The organism is Vibrio sp. EJY3, from assembly GCF_000241385.1.
In the GTDB taxonomy this organism is placed as follows: domain Bacteria; phylum Pseudomonadota; class Gammaproteobacteria; order Enterobacterales; family Vibrionaceae; genus Vibrio; species Vibrio natriegens.
Genome location: NC_016613.1, coordinates 1,532,498 through 1,548,041 on the forward strand (window position 1 = coordinate 1,532,498; position 15,544 = coordinate 1,548,041).

Annotated in this window: 16 protein-coding genes; all 16 read left to right on the top strand. The window is 46.8% G+C overall.

The genetic code is table 11. The annotated features are described in order from the left end of the window. The first annotated feature begins 241 nt into the window (after window positions 1-241). The 16 genes from urtA to VEJY3_RS07060 all read left to right on the top strand — a co-directional run bounded on the left by urtA (window position 242) and on the right by VEJY3_RS07060 (window position 15,256). Window positions 242-1,516, top strand: a complete 1,275-nt coding sequence (urtA, locus tag VEJY3_RS06985; RefSeq protein ID WP_014231736.1) for an urea ABC transporter substrate-binding protein — start codon at window positions 242-244, stop codon at window positions 1,514-1,516. 152 nt (window positions 1,517-1,668) lie between these two features. Continuing rightward, entirely contained in the window at window positions 1,669-3,333 is a 1,665-nt protein-coding gene (gene urtB, locus VEJY3_RS06990) for an urea ABC transporter permease subunit UrtB (RefSeq protein ID WP_014231737.1), read from the top strand. A gap of 2 nt (window positions 3,334-3,335) precedes the next feature. Then, window positions 3,336-4,421 carry an urea ABC transporter permease subunit UrtC gene (gene urtC, locus VEJY3_RS06995; protein ID WP_014231738.1) on the top strand — a complete coding sequence of 362 codons (1,086 nt, stop codon included), beginning with the start codon at window positions 3,336-3,338 and terminating at the stop codon, window positions 4,419-4,421. A 53-nt stretch (window positions 4,422-4,474) separates the two neighbouring features. Then, entirely contained in the window at window positions 4,475-5,254 is a 780-nt protein-coding gene (gene urtD, locus VEJY3_RS07000; protein ID WP_372378671.1) for an urea ABC transporter ATP-binding protein UrtD, read from the top strand. Next, window positions 5,251-5,946 carry an urea ABC transporter ATP-binding subunit UrtE gene (urtE, locus tag VEJY3_RS07005; protein ID WP_014231740.1) on the top strand — a complete coding sequence of 232 codons (696 nt, stop codon included), beginning with the start codon at window positions 5,251-5,253 and terminating at the stop codon, window positions 5,944-5,946. Before urtD ends, urtE begins: the two co-directional genes overlap by 4 nt. Before the next feature lie 4 nt (window positions 5,947-5,950). Continuing rightward, window positions 5,951-6,808, top strand: a complete 858-nt coding sequence (locus VEJY3_RS07010; RefSeq protein WP_014231741.1) for an urease accessory protein UreD — start codon at window positions 5,951-5,953, stop codon at window positions 6,806-6,808. Window positions 6,809-6,912: 104 nt separating this feature from the next. Beyond that, a complete protein-coding gene (gene ureA / locus VEJY3_RS07015) occupies window positions 6,913-7,215 on the top strand; it encodes an urease subunit gamma (RefSeq protein WP_014231742.1) in 303 nt (100 codons plus the stop codon). Between the two features lie 8 nt (window positions 7,216-7,223). Then, window positions 7,224-7,529, top strand: a complete 306-nt coding sequence (locus tag VEJY3_RS07020) for an urease subunit beta (protein ID WP_014231743.1) — start codon at window positions 7,224-7,226, stop codon at window positions 7,527-7,529. A 59-nt stretch (window positions 7,530-7,588) separates the two neighbouring features. Further along, a complete protein-coding gene (gene ureC, locus VEJY3_RS07025; RefSeq protein WP_014231744.1) occupies window positions 7,589-9,295 on the top strand; it encodes an urease subunit alpha in 1,707 nt (568 codons plus the stop codon). 28 nt (window positions 9,296-9,323) lie between these two features. Next, the gene (gene ureE, locus VEJY3_RS07030) at window positions 9,324-9,812 is read left to right on the top strand and encodes an urease accessory protein UreE (protein ID WP_014231745.1); all 489 of its coding nucleotides are present in this window, start codon (window positions 9,324-9,326) and stop codon (window positions 9,810-9,812) included. Beyond that, a complete protein-coding gene (locus VEJY3_RS07035) occupies window positions 9,812-10,474 on the top strand; it encodes an urease accessory protein UreF (RefSeq protein WP_014231746.1) in 663 nt (220 codons plus the stop codon). Before ureE ends, VEJY3_RS07035 begins: the two co-directional genes overlap by 1 nt. 2 nt (window positions 10,475-10,476) lie before the next feature. Then, window positions 10,477-11,118 (top strand): urease accessory protein UreG, encoded by a 642-nt coding sequence (gene ureG, locus VEJY3_RS07040; RefSeq protein ID WP_014231747.1) that lies wholly within the window; start codon window positions 10,477-10,479, stop codon window positions 11,116-11,118. 11 nt (window positions 11,119-11,129) lie between these two features. Next, entirely contained in the window at window positions 11,130-11,660 is a 531-nt protein-coding gene (locus VEJY3_RS07045; protein WP_014231748.1) for a HupE/UreJ family protein, read from the top strand. 376 nt (window positions 11,661-12,036) lie between these two features. Continuing rightward, on the top strand, window positions 12,037-13,455 hold the full coding sequence (locus tag VEJY3_RS07050; RefSeq protein WP_014231749.1) for a DASS family sodium-coupled anion symporter: 1,419 nt from the start codon (window positions 12,037-12,039) through the stop codon (window positions 13,453-13,455). 3 nt (window positions 13,456-13,458) lie between these two features. Continuing rightward, complete coding sequence (locus tag VEJY3_RS07055) at window positions 13,459-14,796, top strand: ATP-binding protein (RefSeq protein WP_014231750.1); 1,338 nt, start codon at window positions 13,459-13,461, stop codon at window positions 14,794-14,796. Continuing rightward, window positions 14,783-15,256 (top strand): response regulator, encoded by a 474-nt coding sequence (locus VEJY3_RS07060; RefSeq protein ID WP_014231751.1) that lies wholly within the window; start codon window positions 14,783-14,785, stop codon window positions 15,254-15,256. Before VEJY3_RS07055 ends, VEJY3_RS07060 begins: the two co-directional genes overlap by 14 nt. The last annotated feature ends 288 nt before the right edge of the window (window positions 15,257-15,544 follow it).

The window sequence follows — 15,544 nt, forward strand, 5'->3', positions numbered from 1 at the left end:
TCAAACTATCAAATGCACGTCCTGTGCACCTTGTACGCGCGCAATTATAGCTCGCATTTATTTTTCCACCTATGCGTAATTATACGTAGTTTTTATGCACGAACCGCGCATATTCAAACTTTCCATTCTGGTCAATACTCAAACTCGTTCATTTAGTCAGCAGGATTTATCCATTGGATAAGTAACATCGCGACGTGAATTAGTATTTGTTATCAACAAATTATTGAAAGGAAGAAGACAAATGAAACGGAATTTCTTGGCGACTTCGGTATTAGCGGCATCATTACTGAGTGGGTACGCAATGGCAGAAGACACCATCAAGGTCGGTGTACTTCACTCTCTATCCGGCACCATGGCAATCAGTGAAACAACACTCAAAGACACGATGTTGATGCTGATTGATGAACAAAATAAAAAAGGTGGCTTACTAGGTAAAAAGCTTGAAGCTGTGGTTGTGGACCCAGCTTCTGACTGGCCACTGTTCGCTGAAAAAGCGCGTGAGCTCATTTCAAAAGATAAAGTCGACGCAGTATTTGGCTGCTGGACGTCGGTGTCTCGTAAGTCTGTCCTTCCTGTTTTTGAAGAGCTCGATAGTCTATTGTTCTACCCAGTTCAATACGAGGGTGAAGAGTCATCGAAAAACGTATTCTACACGGGTGCCGCGCCAAACCAGCAAGCCATTCCAGCGGTTGACTACCTACTTGATCAAGGCGTAGAGCGTTGGGTTTTAGCCGGAACAGATTACGTTTACCCGCGCACTACCAACAAAATTCTTGAAGCATACTTAAAAGAAAAAGGCGTGGCTGAAGCCGATATTATGATCAACTACACGCCGTTTGGTCATTCTGATTGGCAGTCAATCGTTTCAGATATTAAAAAATTCGGTTCTACAGGTAAGAAAACAGCAGTGGTTTCTACCATCAACGGTGACGCTAACGTACCGTTCTATAAAGAGCTAGGTAACCAAGGTATCTCAGCAGATGACATTCCTGTAGTGGCATTCTCTGTGGGTGAAGAAGAGTTGTCCGGTATGGATACCTCTGCTTTGGTTGGCCATTTGGCGGCATGGAACTACTTCATGAGCGTTGAATCCGACGTGAATGACGAGTTCATCGAAAAATGGCACAAGTTCATCAAGAACGATGAGCGCGTAACCAACGACCCAATGGAAGCGCATTACATTGGCTTCAACATGTGGGTTGAGGCGGTTAAGAAAGCAGGCACAACCGATCCAGCTGTTGTTGGTGATGCGCTTGTCGGCGTGACCGTTCCTAACTTGACTGGTGGTTACTCCGCAATGATGCCTAACCATCACATCACTAAACCCGTTCTTATCGGCGAAATCCAAGACGATGGCCAGTTTGAAACGGTATGGAAAACGTCGGGATTAGTGGCTGGTGATGCATGGTCGGATTTCCTACCGGGTTCAAAAGACCTTATCTCGGATTGGCGTCAACCGTTATCTTGCGGTAACTACAACACCAAAACTGGCAAATGTTCTGGTCAAAACTTCTAAGTTGACCATCACGCTCTCATAGCAGAGTTCAATCGTTAAACGTTAGTGACAGTGCCTTTAACTCATACGTGGCACTGTCACTTATTCGAGTCTTTTGTTTATTTTTCCGTTCACTCGAGAAGAATATTCGTTTAACCAGAGGTTTGCCTACGATGTTTTACGCATCCATTTTTCAGCGACTAACTCAATGTTGCTATGGGATATTTTCCTCGGCTTCGCATGTTACCGTTGTTCTTTTTAGCCTTTTTTTATCTGCTCAAACTCTAGCCTCAACGACAGGGTTAGAGAGTGAGCTACAACGCCTAGCGACGCGAGACTATGATCAAATCAGCCAGGCGGTTATCAATATTGGTGAGAGTGGCGACGAACGTTCAATTCAAGTATTAGAGCTGTTATTCAGTGGCGATATTTATCTTGATAAAGAATCTAAGCAACTGGTCAAAGTTGTGGAGAAAAAGGGCAGTCAATATTTAATCACCCCACTTTTTGCTCAAGAGACAGCAGAACCTCAATCAGTCAAACGTCGTTCTGTCAAAAAAATTGGCATTAATAATCAGATTCGCGGCGAGATTAAAGCCCAGTTGGCAGCGCTTAATATCCGTCACCCAGATTCAGGCACCCGTATCAATGCGGTGACACAGCTTATGGGTGACCTGAACGAACAAACGTATACCTTGCTAGAAAAAGCGAGACTTAGTGAAGAAGACTCGGATGTCCAACAAGTTTTAGATACAGCACTAGCAATATATCAACTAGAACATTCGAGCGACCAAGCGGCACAAGAACAAGCGATAGCAACACTGGGTGATAGCTATCAGCCAACCGCGCGCAATGCACTTACCCAATTTTTAGCCACAGAACCTAATGAAACACTCACCAATGCGACAAACAAAGCACTCGGCTTGATAGAGCAGCGCGTCAGTCTGGCACATTTTGGTGAAACCTTGTTTTTTGGTCTGAGCTTAGGTTCCGTTCTGGTGCTTGCCGCAATTGGTCTGGCGATTACGTTTGGTGTTATGGGCGTGATTAACATGGCGCATGGTGAACTGATCATGCTTGGCGCTTACACCACATACGTGATTCAAACGTTGATGCCGAATCATATTGGCTGGTCAATCATAGTTTCGATACCTGTGGCATTTTTAGTTTCTGGAGCAGTAGGCATATTGATCGAACGAGGTGTGATTCGTTTCTTATACGGACGACCGTTAGAAACTTTGTTGGCGACGTTTGGTATCAGCCTGGTTTTGCAACAGACCGTACGCACGATTTTCTCTCCACTGAACCGTTCGGTATCAACACCGGACTGGATGCAAGGTGTGATTGAAATTAACCCGCTGCTAAGTCTGACCCTGAACCGTTTCTACATCATCATCTTCTGTTTGATCGTCTTTGCTCTGTTGTTTGCAGTATTACGTTACACCCGTTTAGGCATTGAAGTTCGCGCTGTTTCGCAAAATCGCAGTATGGCGAGAGCAATGGGCGTGAAATCGGAATGGGTTGACGCAATGACCTTTGGTCTCGGTTCTGGTATTGCAGGCATTGCTGGTGTCGCGCTTAGTCAGCTCACCAACGTGGGACCAAATTTAGGTCAGGCGTACATTATCGATTCATTTATGGTCGTGGTGTTTGGTGGTGTCGGCAATTTGTGGGGAACTCTCGTCGCTGGTATGTCGCTTGGTATCGCAAACAAAGTCATGGAGCCATGGGCTGGTGCCGTTCTGGCTAAAATCCTGGTGCTGGTATTTATCATTCTATTTATTCAGAAGAAACCCCGAGGCTTGTTCCCTCAGAAGGGTCGCTCGGCGGAGGGTTAATCATGGATCATCAATCAAAATTGTTCGATCGCTCTACACTGATGTTTTTGATTGTATTGGGTGCGGCGCTTTGCTTAATTCCAGCGCTGAACCTGTTCTTTGCAGAAGGATCTGCACTTCATATTTCGACTTACACCGTCACGCTAATGGGTAAGTATCTGACCTATGCGCTACTGGCAGTCGCAGTGGATTTGGTTTGGGGTTATTTGGGTATTCTGAGCTTAGGTCACGCCGCCTTTTTTGCGCTGGGTGGCTATGCGATGGGTATGTATCTGATGCGTCAGATTGGTGATCGCGGCGTGTATGGCAATCCAGAACTGCCGGACTTTATGGTTTTCCTTAACTGGCAAGAGCTGCCTTGGTTCTGGCATGGTTTTGACCAGTTCTGGTTTGCAATGTTGATGGTAGTGTTAGCGCCTGGAATACTCGCCTTCGTGTTTGGCTGGTTTGCTTTTCGCTCGCGTGTAACGGGTGTTTACCTATCCATTATCACTCAGGCTCTGACGTATGCATTACTGCTGGCTTTCTTCCGCAATGAGATGGGCTTTGGCGGTAACAATGGCTTAACTGACTTTAAAGATATCCTTGGCTTTGACCTGCAATCGGATTCGACGCGCTTGACGCTGTTTGCATTGTCTGGCATCGCTCTTGGATTAGGGTATATGGCTTGTCGATTCATTGTCGTTAGCCGCTTAGGTCGAGTTGCCATGGCCGTTCGTGATGCTGAAGCTCGGACTCGTTTCACCGGCTACAAAGTGGAATACGTCAAGTTAGCTATCTTCACTTTTTCTGCGGTACTCGCTGGCATTGCAGGTGCGTTGTATGTCCCTCAGGTGGGCATCATCAACCCTTCAGAATTTTCTCCTCTTAACTCAATTGAACTTGTCGTATGGGTGGCGCTTGGCGGACGTGCAACATTGTACGGTGCGGTGGTTGGTGCTTTAGCTGTCAATTACGCCAAAACCTACTTAACCGCAGCGCTTCCGGAAGTGTGGCTGTTTAGCTTAGGCGCAATGTTCGTTCTGGTCACGCTATTCCTGCCTAAGGGTGTAACCGGCTTAATCAAACGTAAAGAGGTGCATTCATGAGTATTCTAAGCCTTGCTAAAGAGCTGACGGACCGCGAACACGTTTATGAGTTTATGAAGCCGCAAGTTAACCCGATGCTTAAAGTCGGTCATGGTTGCTTGTTGTATCTCGAAGGTATCAGCGTGTCGTTTGATGGTTTTAAAGCGATCAACGACCTCAATCTCTACATTAAAGAAGGGGAATTGCGCTGCATCATCGGCCCTAATGGCGCAGGCAAAACCACCATGATGGACATCATTACGGGTAAAACCCGTCCGGATACCGGTACCGCGTGGTTTGGTCAAAACATTAACTTGTTACAAATGAGTGAGCCTGAAATTGCACAAGCGGGCATCGGCCGTAAATTCCAGAAGCCGACGGTGTTTGAATCTCAATCGGTATTTCACAACTTAGAGCTGGCGATGGCTGGGGCAAAAACGGTGTTTTCTACGCTGTTTGCCACACTAACGCCAAGCCAGGTGGATCATATCGATCACGTACTCAAGCAAATAGGTCTGTACGAGCAGCGTGCTTTATTGGCTGGTGCATTATCTCATGGTCAGAAACAGTGGCTGGAAATCGGCATGCTGCTGATGCAAAACCCGAAACTGTTGCTGGTTGATGAGCCTGTTGCGGGGATGACCCACCAAGAGATGGATAGAACGGGCGAATTGCTAACGTCATTAGCGGGTGAGCGAACCATTGTGCTGGTTGAACACGATATGGATTTTGTCCGCTCAATAGCGCGTGATGTAACGGTTTTACACCAAGGCAGTGTATTGGCTGAAGGCACGATGGACCAAGTTCAAAGCAACCGTAAGGTCGTGGAAGTCTACCTTGGAGAAGAAGCATGATTGAGATTAAAGGATTAAACCAGTTCTATGGACAGAGCCACACGTTGTGGGATCTCGACATGCAGATACCTGAAGGCAAATGTACCGTTCTGATGGGGCGCAACGGTGTAGGGAAAACGACGTTGCTACAATGCATCATGGGCTTGTTACCAACCAAGAGCGGCGAGATTAACTTCTTGGGACAAAACATAACCAAAATGGCCGCAGAGAAACGTGCGCCAATCGGGATAGGTTATGTTCCTCAGGGACGCCAGATATTTCCGTTGCTGACGGTAGAAGAGAATTTACGTATTGGCTTACCGATGCGCAAAGATGGAGCGAGACAAGTTCCGGAATTCATCTATGAGCTTTTCCCTGTATTGAAGGAGATGCTTCACCGTCGTGGTGGTGATTTATCTGGCGGACAACAGCAGCAGCTTGCGATCGGTCGCGCTTTGGTTATTGACCCTAAGCTCCTTATTCTGGATGAACCTACCGAAGGCATTCAGCCCAATGTCGTCGCTGAAATTGGCGACATCATCCGCCGTCTGAATAAAGAAATTGGCCTGACGGTGTTACTCGTTGAACAGAAACTGCCGTTTGCGCGTAAAGTCGCTGACAACTTCTGCATTATTGATCGTGGTCGTCAGGTGGCGATGGGAGAGATGGAAGCACTCGATGATACGTTAGTTAAGAAATACCTGACGGTGTAAGCGTATGAACAGTGTATTTAACATGTCGACCCAACAGCAGCGCCATTGGCCAGCTTATCTGTCCCTCGGCTTTAGTAAGTCCGATGACAAAACGCAGATGAAGCGTATGGAGTTTCAAGGCCCTTTGCGCGTGCAGCGACCATTTTACCCAGAATTGGATGTCTGCCACGTTTACCTGCTTCATCCGCCGGGTGGGTTGGTGTCTGGTGACGATTTGAGTATTCAGATTCATTGCCAAAACGATAGTCATGCGCTGATCACCACACCGTCTGCTGGCAAAATTTATAAGGCTGACAGTAAAAACATCGAGCAAAAACAGCATGTCGATATCGAAGTTGATAATGCCGCGTGCGAGTGGCTAACCATGGAAACCATCGTCTTCAACGGGGCACACGGTAAGTTAACCACCAACGTCAATCTCTACGGTGACGCGAAGTTTATCGGTATTGATGTTTTCTGTTTAGGTCGCCCGAAAAGTCATTTTCCGTTCATACAGGGAAGTGTTGAGCAGCGTTTATCCATCTATCAAGACGGCACGCCTCTGTTACTTGAACGCCAATATCTAGCCGCAGACGATCCGCTTTTGACCGCTATCAGTGGTTTCAACAGCAATTTAGTCTCTGGCACCTTAACGGTTGTCGGATTGAGTGACGGTCAAAGCATGGTTGAAACACTACGTGAACACTTTTGCGCGGATACGCTGGGCACTTTGAGCATCACTTATCGACTCAATGTTTTATTAGTTCGTTACCTTGGTGATTGCAGTGAAGAGGCTCAGCAGCAACTGCGAGCGTGCTGGCAACTTATTCGTCCAGAGCTGCTTCGGCGTCCGGCATGCCCACCGAGAATTTGGAATACGTAGTTTAAATTAAGTCCATTAACTAAACGAAGCCTGCTAAGTACAGCGGCATTAAAAGTCACAATGTAACGTTTAGGGACGTAACGCATAGGTTAGAGGGTTTACAAATGGAATTATCTCCAAGAGACAAGGACAAGTTATTGCTGTTTACCGCGGCGTTAGTGGCAGAGCGTCGACTCGCTCGCGGCGTAAAACTCAATTATCCAGAAGCGTCTGCTTATATTTCCGCAGCAATCATGGAGGGCGCTCGTGACGGCAAAACGGTCGCCCAGCTTATGAGTGATGGACGCACACTGCTCACCAAAGATGACGTGATGGAAGGTATTCCAGAGCTGTTAGAGGAAGTGCAGGTAGAAGCGACGTTCCCGGATGGCACGAAGCTGGTCACTGTTCATAACCCGATTCAATAGGAGCAACCATGAAGCCTGGTGAATACATTTTAAGTGACGTGCCAATCGAGCTGAATAAAGGACGTCGTACTGAGCAATTGGCAGTAATTAATCATGGTGATCGCCCGATCCAAGTTGGCAGTCATTACCACTTTTTTGAGACCAATCCGGCACTGGATTTTGACCGCGAGAAAGCCAAAGGAATGCGACTCAACATTGCGGCTGGTACCGCAGTACGATTCGAGCCGGGGCAGACTCGCAACATAGAATTGGTCGAGATTGACGGAACGAAAACCATCTATGGCTTCCGCGGTGAAGTCATGGGAAAGGTCTAATACAGATTTAGCCAGCTTTAGTGAGATGCTAAGCATTGAAGGTTAAGGAGAACTAAACAATGGCAGAAATTTCTCGTCGCGCCTACGCCGATATGTATGGCCCGACTGTAGGCGACAAAGTCCGTCTGGCCGACACTGAGCTATTTATTCAAGTTGAGCAGGATTACACCGTATACGGTGATGAAGTGAAATTTGGTGGCGGTAAAGTCATTCGTGATGGCATGGGACAAGGCCAGTTATGTCGTGATCAAGTGATGGACTGCGTGATCACCAATGCGTTAATCCTTGATCACTGGGGCATTGTGAAAGCGGATATTGGCATTAAAGATGGCAACATTGCCGCGATCGGCAAAGCAGGTAACAAAGACATTCAGCCTGATGTCACGATTAACATTGGCGCAAGTACCGAAGTGATTGCCGGCGAAGGTCATATCGTCACGGCAGGTGCTATCGATGCGCATATTCATTTTATCTGCCCTCAGCAAATCGAAGAAGCGTTAATGGCTGGCACCACGACTATGATTGGTGGCGGTACTGGCCCAGCAACGGGAACGAACGCTACGACGTGTACACCAGGCGCTTGGAACATGGCGCAAATGCTGCGCAGTACGGACCAAATGCCGATGAACTTTGGCTTTTTGGGCAAAGGTAACGCAAGTTTGTCGGAGCCGTTGGCAGAGCAAATTGAAGCTGGCGCTTGCGGATTAAAACTGCACGAAGACTGGGGCACAACACCAGCATCGATCGACAATTGTTTGACCGTTGCTGAAAAATACGATGTGCAAGTCGCCATTCATACGGACACGCTGAATGAATCTGGTTTTGTGGAAGACACACTTGCAGCGTTTAAAGGACGTACGATTCACACTTACCACACCGAAGGTGCGGGTGGCGGTCACGCTCCTGACATTATTGTTGCCTGTGGTCAGCCAAACGTACTGCCATCGTCAACGAACCCAACACGTCCTTACACGGTGAATACCGTTGATGAACATTTGGATATGTTGATGGTGTGCCATCACCTTGATCCAAACATTCCGGAAGATGTCGCGTTTGCCGATTCTCGTATTCGCAAAGAAACCATTGCAGCAGAGGACATTCTCCATGATTTAGGAGCGTTCTCCATGATTGCCTCGGATTCACAGGCGATGGGGCGAGTGGGTGAAGTGATTACCCGTACCTGGCAAACCGCACACAAGATGAAAGTACAGCGGGGTTATCTGGAACAAGACAAAGAGATTCAGGCGGATAATTTCCGCGCTAAACGCTACATCGCAAAATACACCATAAACCCTGCAATCGCGCATGGTGTTGATCATACGGTCGGCTCTCTTGAAGTGGGTAAGCTAGCGGATATCGTTCTTTGGAAACCAGCGTTCTTTGGTATTAAGCCAGCGTTAATCATTAAAGGTGGCTTTATTGCTGCAGCACCAATGGGCGATGCGAATGCGTCAATCCCGACGCCTCAACCTGTTCACTATCGCCGTATGTTTGGTGGTTTTGGTAGCGCAGCTTCTGCAACGTCCGTCACCTTCACCAGCAAAGTCGCCAGTGAGAATGGGCTGAAAGACAAACTGGGCTTACAGCGAGAGTTGATAGCCTGCAAGAATTGCCGAACTGTCACCAAGAACGACATGATTCTGAACGACTATATGCCAACGGTGACGGTAGATCCACAAACTTATGAAGTTCGAGCAGATGGCGAGCTATTAACGTGCGACCCAGCGACAGAGTTGCCTCTCGCGCAGCGTTACACCCTGTTCTGATCGCTCAGTTTAAAGAAGGAATTTTATTATGTACCGAGTAATTAGCCGCTCAGATCATCATCATGGTGAAATCGATGACTCGATTGTATTGGCTTATGAAGTGCGTCAACGCGGACGTTTTCGAGCATCAAGCAAAACGGGTATGGACGTGGGCGTTTTTCTACCACGAGGTGATGTTCTTCAAGATGGTGACTGTCTTTTCACTGAATGCGGAAAGGTATTTCTGGTTGAAGCTCAGGAGGAAGAGATTGTCACGGCTTCAGCAAAAGACTGGCTAACATTTTCCAAAGCCTGCTACCACATGGGAAATCGCCATGTACCAATGGAAATCGGTGAACTTTGGCTGCGTTTTCAACCTGACCACGTATTGGAGGAGATGGTCGAACTATTTGGGCTGGAGTGCAACCATCATCAAGCGATGTTTAATCCTGAGTCTGGTGCGTATCACGGCAGTGGGCATAGTCACGGTCATTCCCATGATGAACATCATCACAGCCATGGGGAGCATAGCCATTAATGAACGTTCAGTCATTACTCTCTCTGTTGCACCTTAGCAGTCCGAGTCTGCCTATTGGTGCATTCGCTTACAGCCAAGGTTTGGAAACGGCAGTGGATCTGGAGTGGGTGAGCGATGAGGCGACACTACAAAGCTGGCTTGAACCGATTCTTAATCATGCTCAGGCCAATTTGGAAGTACCACTTTTAGTTCGCTGTTATCAAGCGTGGCAAGCAAACGACATGGCAGCTCTGGAACATTGGCAGGCGGTGTTACTGGCAAACCGGGAAACCGCGGAGCTGGTGATGGAAGAGCAAAAACTTGGGCAAACCTTTTATCGTTTATTAACGAGCTTAGAAGTGGAATTACCGCCACAGGCAAAAACAATGACTTATCTGCCGTTATTTGCCAAAGCTTGCCAGTACTTTGGTGTATCACTGGAGCAAGCTGCGACGGGGTGGCTTTGGTCGTGGCTGGAGAATCAAATTACCGTGGCATGTAAAACGGTGCCGTTGGGGCAGACGTCAGCCCAACGCGTTCTCATCGCATTAATGCCACAAATTGAAGAAGCAATTACCACAGGGTTTGCGGTAGAAGACGAAGCAATAGGGCTGACTTTACCGAACTTTGCGATGGCCTGTGCATGGCATGAAACCCAATATTCAAGATTATTTAGGAGTTAAGGATGAGTACACAATGTTTACGAGTTGGCGTGGGCGGCCCGGTTGGCTCAGGAAAAACGGCGCTGCTGCGTCAGTTATGTTTAGCAATGCGCCAACATTACGATTTAGCCGTTGTCACTAACGACATTTACACCAAAGAAGATGCGGAATTTTTACTGCGCAATGAAGCGTTAGAATCTGACCGTATTCTGGGCGTGGAGACAGGCGGTTGTCCACATACGGCTATTCGCGAAGACGCGTCTATGAATTTGGCAGCGATCGATGAGCTACAAGATCGTCATCCCGGCTTAGAGTTCGTGTTAGTCGAAAGTGGCGGAGATAACCTGAGTGCGACCTTCAGCCCGGAGTTATCTGATTTAACCCTTTATGTGATTGACGTGTGCGCGGGAGATAAAATCCCTCGTAAAGGCGGACCGGGTATCACTAAGTCTGACTTATTGATCATCAATAAGACCGACCTCGCACCGATGGTTAATGCATCGTTAGACGTTATGGACCGTGACGCGAAAAAGATGCGTGGCGAAAAGCCATTTGTATTTACCAACCTGATTCGTGGTGATGGTTTACAGGAAGTGATCAATTTTATTGTTGAGCGCGGCATGCTGGAGAAGCGTGACGTAAAAGTTGAAGTAACGGAAGCATAAGGAACAGTGATATGAAAGGACTAACAAAAGGATTTGCAGCAAGTTTGGCTTTAGTCAGTGCAAGCAGTTTTGCCCATACGGGCCACGCAATGCAGGCCAGTTTTTCTCAAGGTTTTTTGCACCCATTGACCGGCTGGGATCATTTATCCGCACTGGCATTGATCGGATTGTTTCTTTCAAGCTTTGCACTACGTAGAGCGAGCCAAATTTCAGCACTGATAATGGCAGCAATTATTGGCGGGTATGCGATTGGTCTTGAGTGGGCTGCGGCTAATTCAGTAGAAGCTTTAGTCGCTAGTTCATTAATCGGTTTACCGCTTGCGCTTATCGCTCTGAAAAAGGGTGGTGCGAAGAGTGTGATTGCTGCCGCTGCGATACTTCTTTTCAGTTTATCTCATGGATTGGTGCAAGGCGCTGAGGCTCAGGGCTCATTTACTCAATTTGGTTTGGGTGTAATGCTGGCGAGCGCACTGGTAATTGGTGCTACTTATACTGTCTCTAGACAAGTCGTGGCGATAAAGGCGCGTTTTGCCCGTCAATAAAAGATTTTGTTGTAGCGGTTGTCACATCGCCTTTCCAAACCAAAGCGAAAACATGCTGGCGAATGTCGGCATGTTTATTTTCAGAGACCAAGGGCATGAGGTTGTAGTGACTTATAACGAAAATTATTATTTATGACACGTATTTAGTGAGGTCGAACACATCTCAAAGATGTTTTCCAATGTGAATACAAGTTCATTGATCTAACACCAAATCTTTTTCCCTTAACAGTGCGCATAATTCCAAATCGGAGTCGTGATTAGCTGCGTTTGTTTCGGATAAGCATCATCAACAAAGCCAGTATTCGAAACAGCAAAACGTCCGTTTATTAGTGAAACTCCTACATCTTTACACCATCTCAGGAAGAGAAGTAGCACTATGCGTCCTTATCTTAAATACATCATCCCAACGATAATTCCGTTAATCATCTGGCTGATGCCTTTGTCTGCGTTTCCATTTGATGGCATCACCATTATTCAACAGCGCGTCATCGCGATTTTCTTGCTGGCGGCATTGTGTTGGGTTTTCGAGCCTATCCCAATTTACGCGACTTCGGTGGTGATTATTGTTCTGGAACTACTGCTGATTTCCAATAAGGGAATCGTGTTGTTTAGGGCACAAGAAGGGCAGGCGCATTTTGGCGAGTTGTTGCAATACAATGAGATCATGGCGACCTTTGCCAGCCCAATTATTATGCTGTTCTTGGGCGGTTTCTTTCTAGCGATGGCGGCGACCAAGTACCGTTTGGACGTGAACTTAGCGCGTGTACTTTTGAAGCCGTTTGGACAAAATCCCAAGTACGTTATGTTGGGGTTGATGCTGATTACCGCCATTTTCTCCATGTTTATGTCTAACACGGCAACTACCGCGATGATGTTATCTATCCTGACTCCTGTCATTGCTGTATTCGGGCCGAAAGACCCAGGCAGAATCGCATTTGCTTTGTGTATTCCAGTTGCGGCAAACATCGGTGGCATCGGGACACCTATCGGGACTCCACCTAACGCGATTGCACTTAAATATTTAGTCGGGGAGAACCTGATTACTTTTGGTGAATGGATGGTATTTGGTGTGCCGTTTGTCGTGATTATGATGGCTCTAGCTTGGGTACTTATCGGGGCAATGTATAAAGCCGAACAAACCACAATCGACTTGAATATTAAGAGCAAATTCCTGAAGACGCCGAAAGCGATGATTGTGTACATTACATTTGCGGGTACGATTATTCTTTGGTTAATGGGTTCAGCACACGGCATGAACTCATATACAGTCGCTTTGATTCCTGTCGCGGTCTTTTCCTTAACTGGCATCATCAACAAAGAAGATTTAAAGAAAATCTCCTGGGACGTGCTTTGGTTGGTTTCCGGTGGTATTGCCCTAGGGTTAGCCCTTGATAAAACCGGCTTGGCTAAATTAGTCGTGAACAGCATTCCATTCGACCAATATTCACCTTATGTGGTGTTGTTTGGTGCCGCTTTCCTTTGTTTAGCGATGGCCAACTTTATGTCGCATACGGCAACCGCTAACTTGTTGATGCCAATTATGGCCGCTCTAGGTACATCGATGGCATCACTAACGCCATTAGGTGGTGAAGTAACGTTGATTCTGGTAGTGACGTTTGCTGCTTCCTTGGGTATGTCTCTGCCAATCAGTACGCCACCAAATGCGCTTGCTCATGCTACCGGGCATGTACAAAGTAACCAAATGGCTCGGATTGGCGTGGTACTTGGTGTTGTGGGTGTACTGCTAAGCTTTGTTATGGTTTGGATACTGCATTCTGTAGGGCATATCGGTTAAGTCATGTATGAAAGCAAATTAGATGCGTTGGTAGAACGCTACTTCGATAATAACGACCGCCGAATTAATGTGTCGGCAGGGTCGGTATTGATTGAACAAGCTGGCTATAACGATCGTCTATATTTCGTGATTTCGGGTGAATTGGCGGGCTACTACTCAGAAGATGACAAAAAGCCCATTAAAGTTTTTTCCGCCTCCGAGGGGACATTTATCGGGGTGCATAGCTTTTTTTCTGGTACGTGGACGGCGTCGTCAACCGTGGTTGCCCAAACAGCCGCAGAGCTAGCTTGGATAGAGCGAAGTACGCCAGCGGTGCAAGAATCACAATTCGGTCCTCTGACAACGCAATTTATGCCGGTAATGGTCAACGAGTTATCTCGCCGTCAGCACCGCGCAATGGAAGAGGCACTTGCAAAAGAAAAGGCCCTGCAAAAGCTTCATACTGCAGAGCAGATGACAACGCTGGGGCAATTGGCTGCGGGTATTGCGCATGAGCTTAACAACGCCATTGGGGTAGTAAGCAGTAAGTCCGAACGTTTACAAACTGTGATTATGGAACTGTTAGAGGAAGTGCATCCGGAGGCGAGTCAGTTTTTTGATTTTGGCTTGCTTCAGGGGCAAAAAGTCTCCTCTAGTGAGGCACGCAAACGAGGAAAGCATTTTGAAAAGTATTATGGCCTCCCGAGGGACTTAGCGAGGGATTTGGCTCGTGCGGTACCAGAAGGTTACCTCTCAGAGCATTGGTTGAAGCGTCCCGAGGAAGCCATCAGGTACTGGCAGATGGGGAGAGATCTTCATGACTTGCGTCTGGCTTCCAAGCATACGGTGGGCATTGTTCGCTCTGTTAAGCAATTGGGTCGAACCGATATCGATCTGGATGAGGCTTTGAATATCAATGATTCGATTAACCGAGCGGTTGCATTACTACAAAGTGATTTAAGACGAGTACAGGTTCGTTTTAGTCCTGCGGAACTCCCTTTGTTTGTTGGCTCACAGACTGAACTCGTCCAGATTTGGGTGAATATCTTAAAAAATGCTTGTGACGCGCTCATTAGCGTAGATTCGCCAGTCATCGAGATTCAAACTCGAGCCAGCAAAGGAAAAATTCTTGTCACTATCACTAATAACGGCCCTGAGATAGATGAAGCGACGCGTAGAAAGATATTTAGGCCGAACTTCACTACCAAGAAAGGGGGGCTGTCATTTGGACTGGGCTTGGGCTTGTCGATAGTTAAACGGATCGTAGCAGGCTATGGCGGTTCGATTGTTGTAAAGAGTAACAGTGACAAAACTATTTTTAGAATCAAATTACCGGTAGAGGGTGAACATGGAGAAGCTTAATTTAATTTGCGTTGATGACCAACGAGAGGTGTTAAGCGCAGTTTTACTTGATCTAGAACCATTATCTCAGTGGCTAAACATAGAAGATTGTGAGTCCGCAGATGAAGTTCTGGAACTGATGGATGAACTTGATGCAGAGGGTGAAATGATTGCTTTGATCATCTCTGATCACGTCATGCCAGGAAAAACTGGCGTTGAGCTTTTGGCTGAAATTTCAAAAGACAGTCGTTTTACTCATACTAGAAAAGTCCTTTTAACCGGGCAGGCAACGCACACTGATACCATTAATGCGATTAATACGGCAGGCATCGACCGTTACTTCGAGAAGCCGTGGCAGGCCAGTCAGTTGGTAGAGTGTGTGAGGAATCTGGTGACCGCATACATCTTTGATAGGGGGCTGGATTATACTCAATACCATGAACACCTTGATCAAAGCGTTGTCTTTGAAAGACTTAGATAACGAATATCTCTGTCATTTTTTACGGCTACGAGTTCAAAATCGTAGCCGTTTTATTTCCCACGCCTCGAAATAGAAATCTATCATCTTTAAGTCTTTTAATTTCTGTTATGGAAATATGTCATACTATTCCTACGCTAAAACCGTAGCGAATAAAACACTCAGATATAATCAGAAATTTTAATTATTTGCCTTCCGGCTTGACGATATCACACAAAGTTTCTTAGTCGCTTATGGCGTGAAAGGGGCACGTTTTTCTATTCTTTAACAACTTATCACTCTTTCTGGGTG

What these genes read in the sequence shown, in the direction of transcription:
- urtA (WP_014231736.1), top strand. Translation starts at nt 242, where the DNA reads ATGAAACGGAATTTCTTGGCGACTTCGGTATTAGCGGCATCATTACTG.
- urtB (WP_014231737.1), top strand. Translation starts at nt 1,669, where the DNA reads ATGTTTTACGCATCCATTTTTCAGCGACTAACTCAATGTTGCTATGGG.
- urtC (WP_014231738.1), top strand. Translation starts at nt 3,336, where the DNA reads ATGGATCATCAATCAAAATTGTTCGATCGCTCTACACTGATGTTTTTG.
- urtD (WP_372378671.1), top strand. Translation starts at nt 4,475, where the DNA reads ATGAAGCCGCAAGTTAACCCGATGCTTAAAGTCGGTCATGGTTGCTTG.
- urtE (WP_014231740.1), top strand. Translation starts at nt 5,251, where the DNA reads ATGATTGAGATTAAAGGATTAAACCAGTTCTATGGACAGAGCCACACG.
- VEJY3_RS07010 (WP_014231741.1), top strand. Translation starts at nt 5,951, where the DNA reads ATGAACAGTGTATTTAACATGTCGACCCAACAGCAGCGCCATTGGCCA.
- ureA (WP_014231742.1), top strand. Translation starts at nt 6,913, where the DNA reads ATGGAATTATCTCCAAGAGACAAGGACAAGTTATTGCTGTTTACCGCG.
- VEJY3_RS07020 (WP_014231743.1), top strand. Translation starts at nt 7,224, where the DNA reads ATGAAGCCTGGTGAATACATTTTAAGTGACGTGCCAATCGAGCTGAAT.
- ureC (WP_014231744.1), top strand. Translation starts at nt 7,589, where the DNA reads ATGGCAGAAATTTCTCGTCGCGCCTACGCCGATATGTATGGCCCGACT.
- ureE (WP_014231745.1), top strand. Translation starts at nt 9,324, where the DNA reads ATGTACCGAGTAATTAGCCGCTCAGATCATCATCATGGTGAAATCGAT.
- VEJY3_RS07035 (WP_014231746.1), top strand. Translation starts at nt 9,812, where the DNA reads ATGAACGTTCAGTCATTACTCTCTCTGTTGCACCTTAGCAGTCCGAGT.
- ureG (WP_014231747.1), top strand. Translation starts at nt 10,477, where the DNA reads ATGAGTACACAATGTTTACGAGTTGGCGTGGGCGGCCCGGTTGGCTCA.
- VEJY3_RS07045 (WP_014231748.1), top strand. Translation starts at nt 11,130, where the DNA reads ATGAAAGGACTAACAAAAGGATTTGCAGCAAGTTTGGCTTTAGTCAGT.
- VEJY3_RS07050 (WP_014231749.1), top strand. Translation starts at nt 12,037, where the DNA reads ATGCGTCCTTATCTTAAATACATCATCCCAACGATAATTCCGTTAATC.
- VEJY3_RS07055 (WP_014231750.1), top strand. Translation starts at nt 13,459, where the DNA reads ATGTATGAAAGCAAATTAGATGCGTTGGTAGAACGCTACTTCGATAAT.
- VEJY3_RS07060 (WP_014231751.1), top strand. Translation starts at nt 14,783, where the DNA reads ATGGAGAAGCTTAATTTAATTTGCGTTGATGACCAACGAGAGGTGTTA.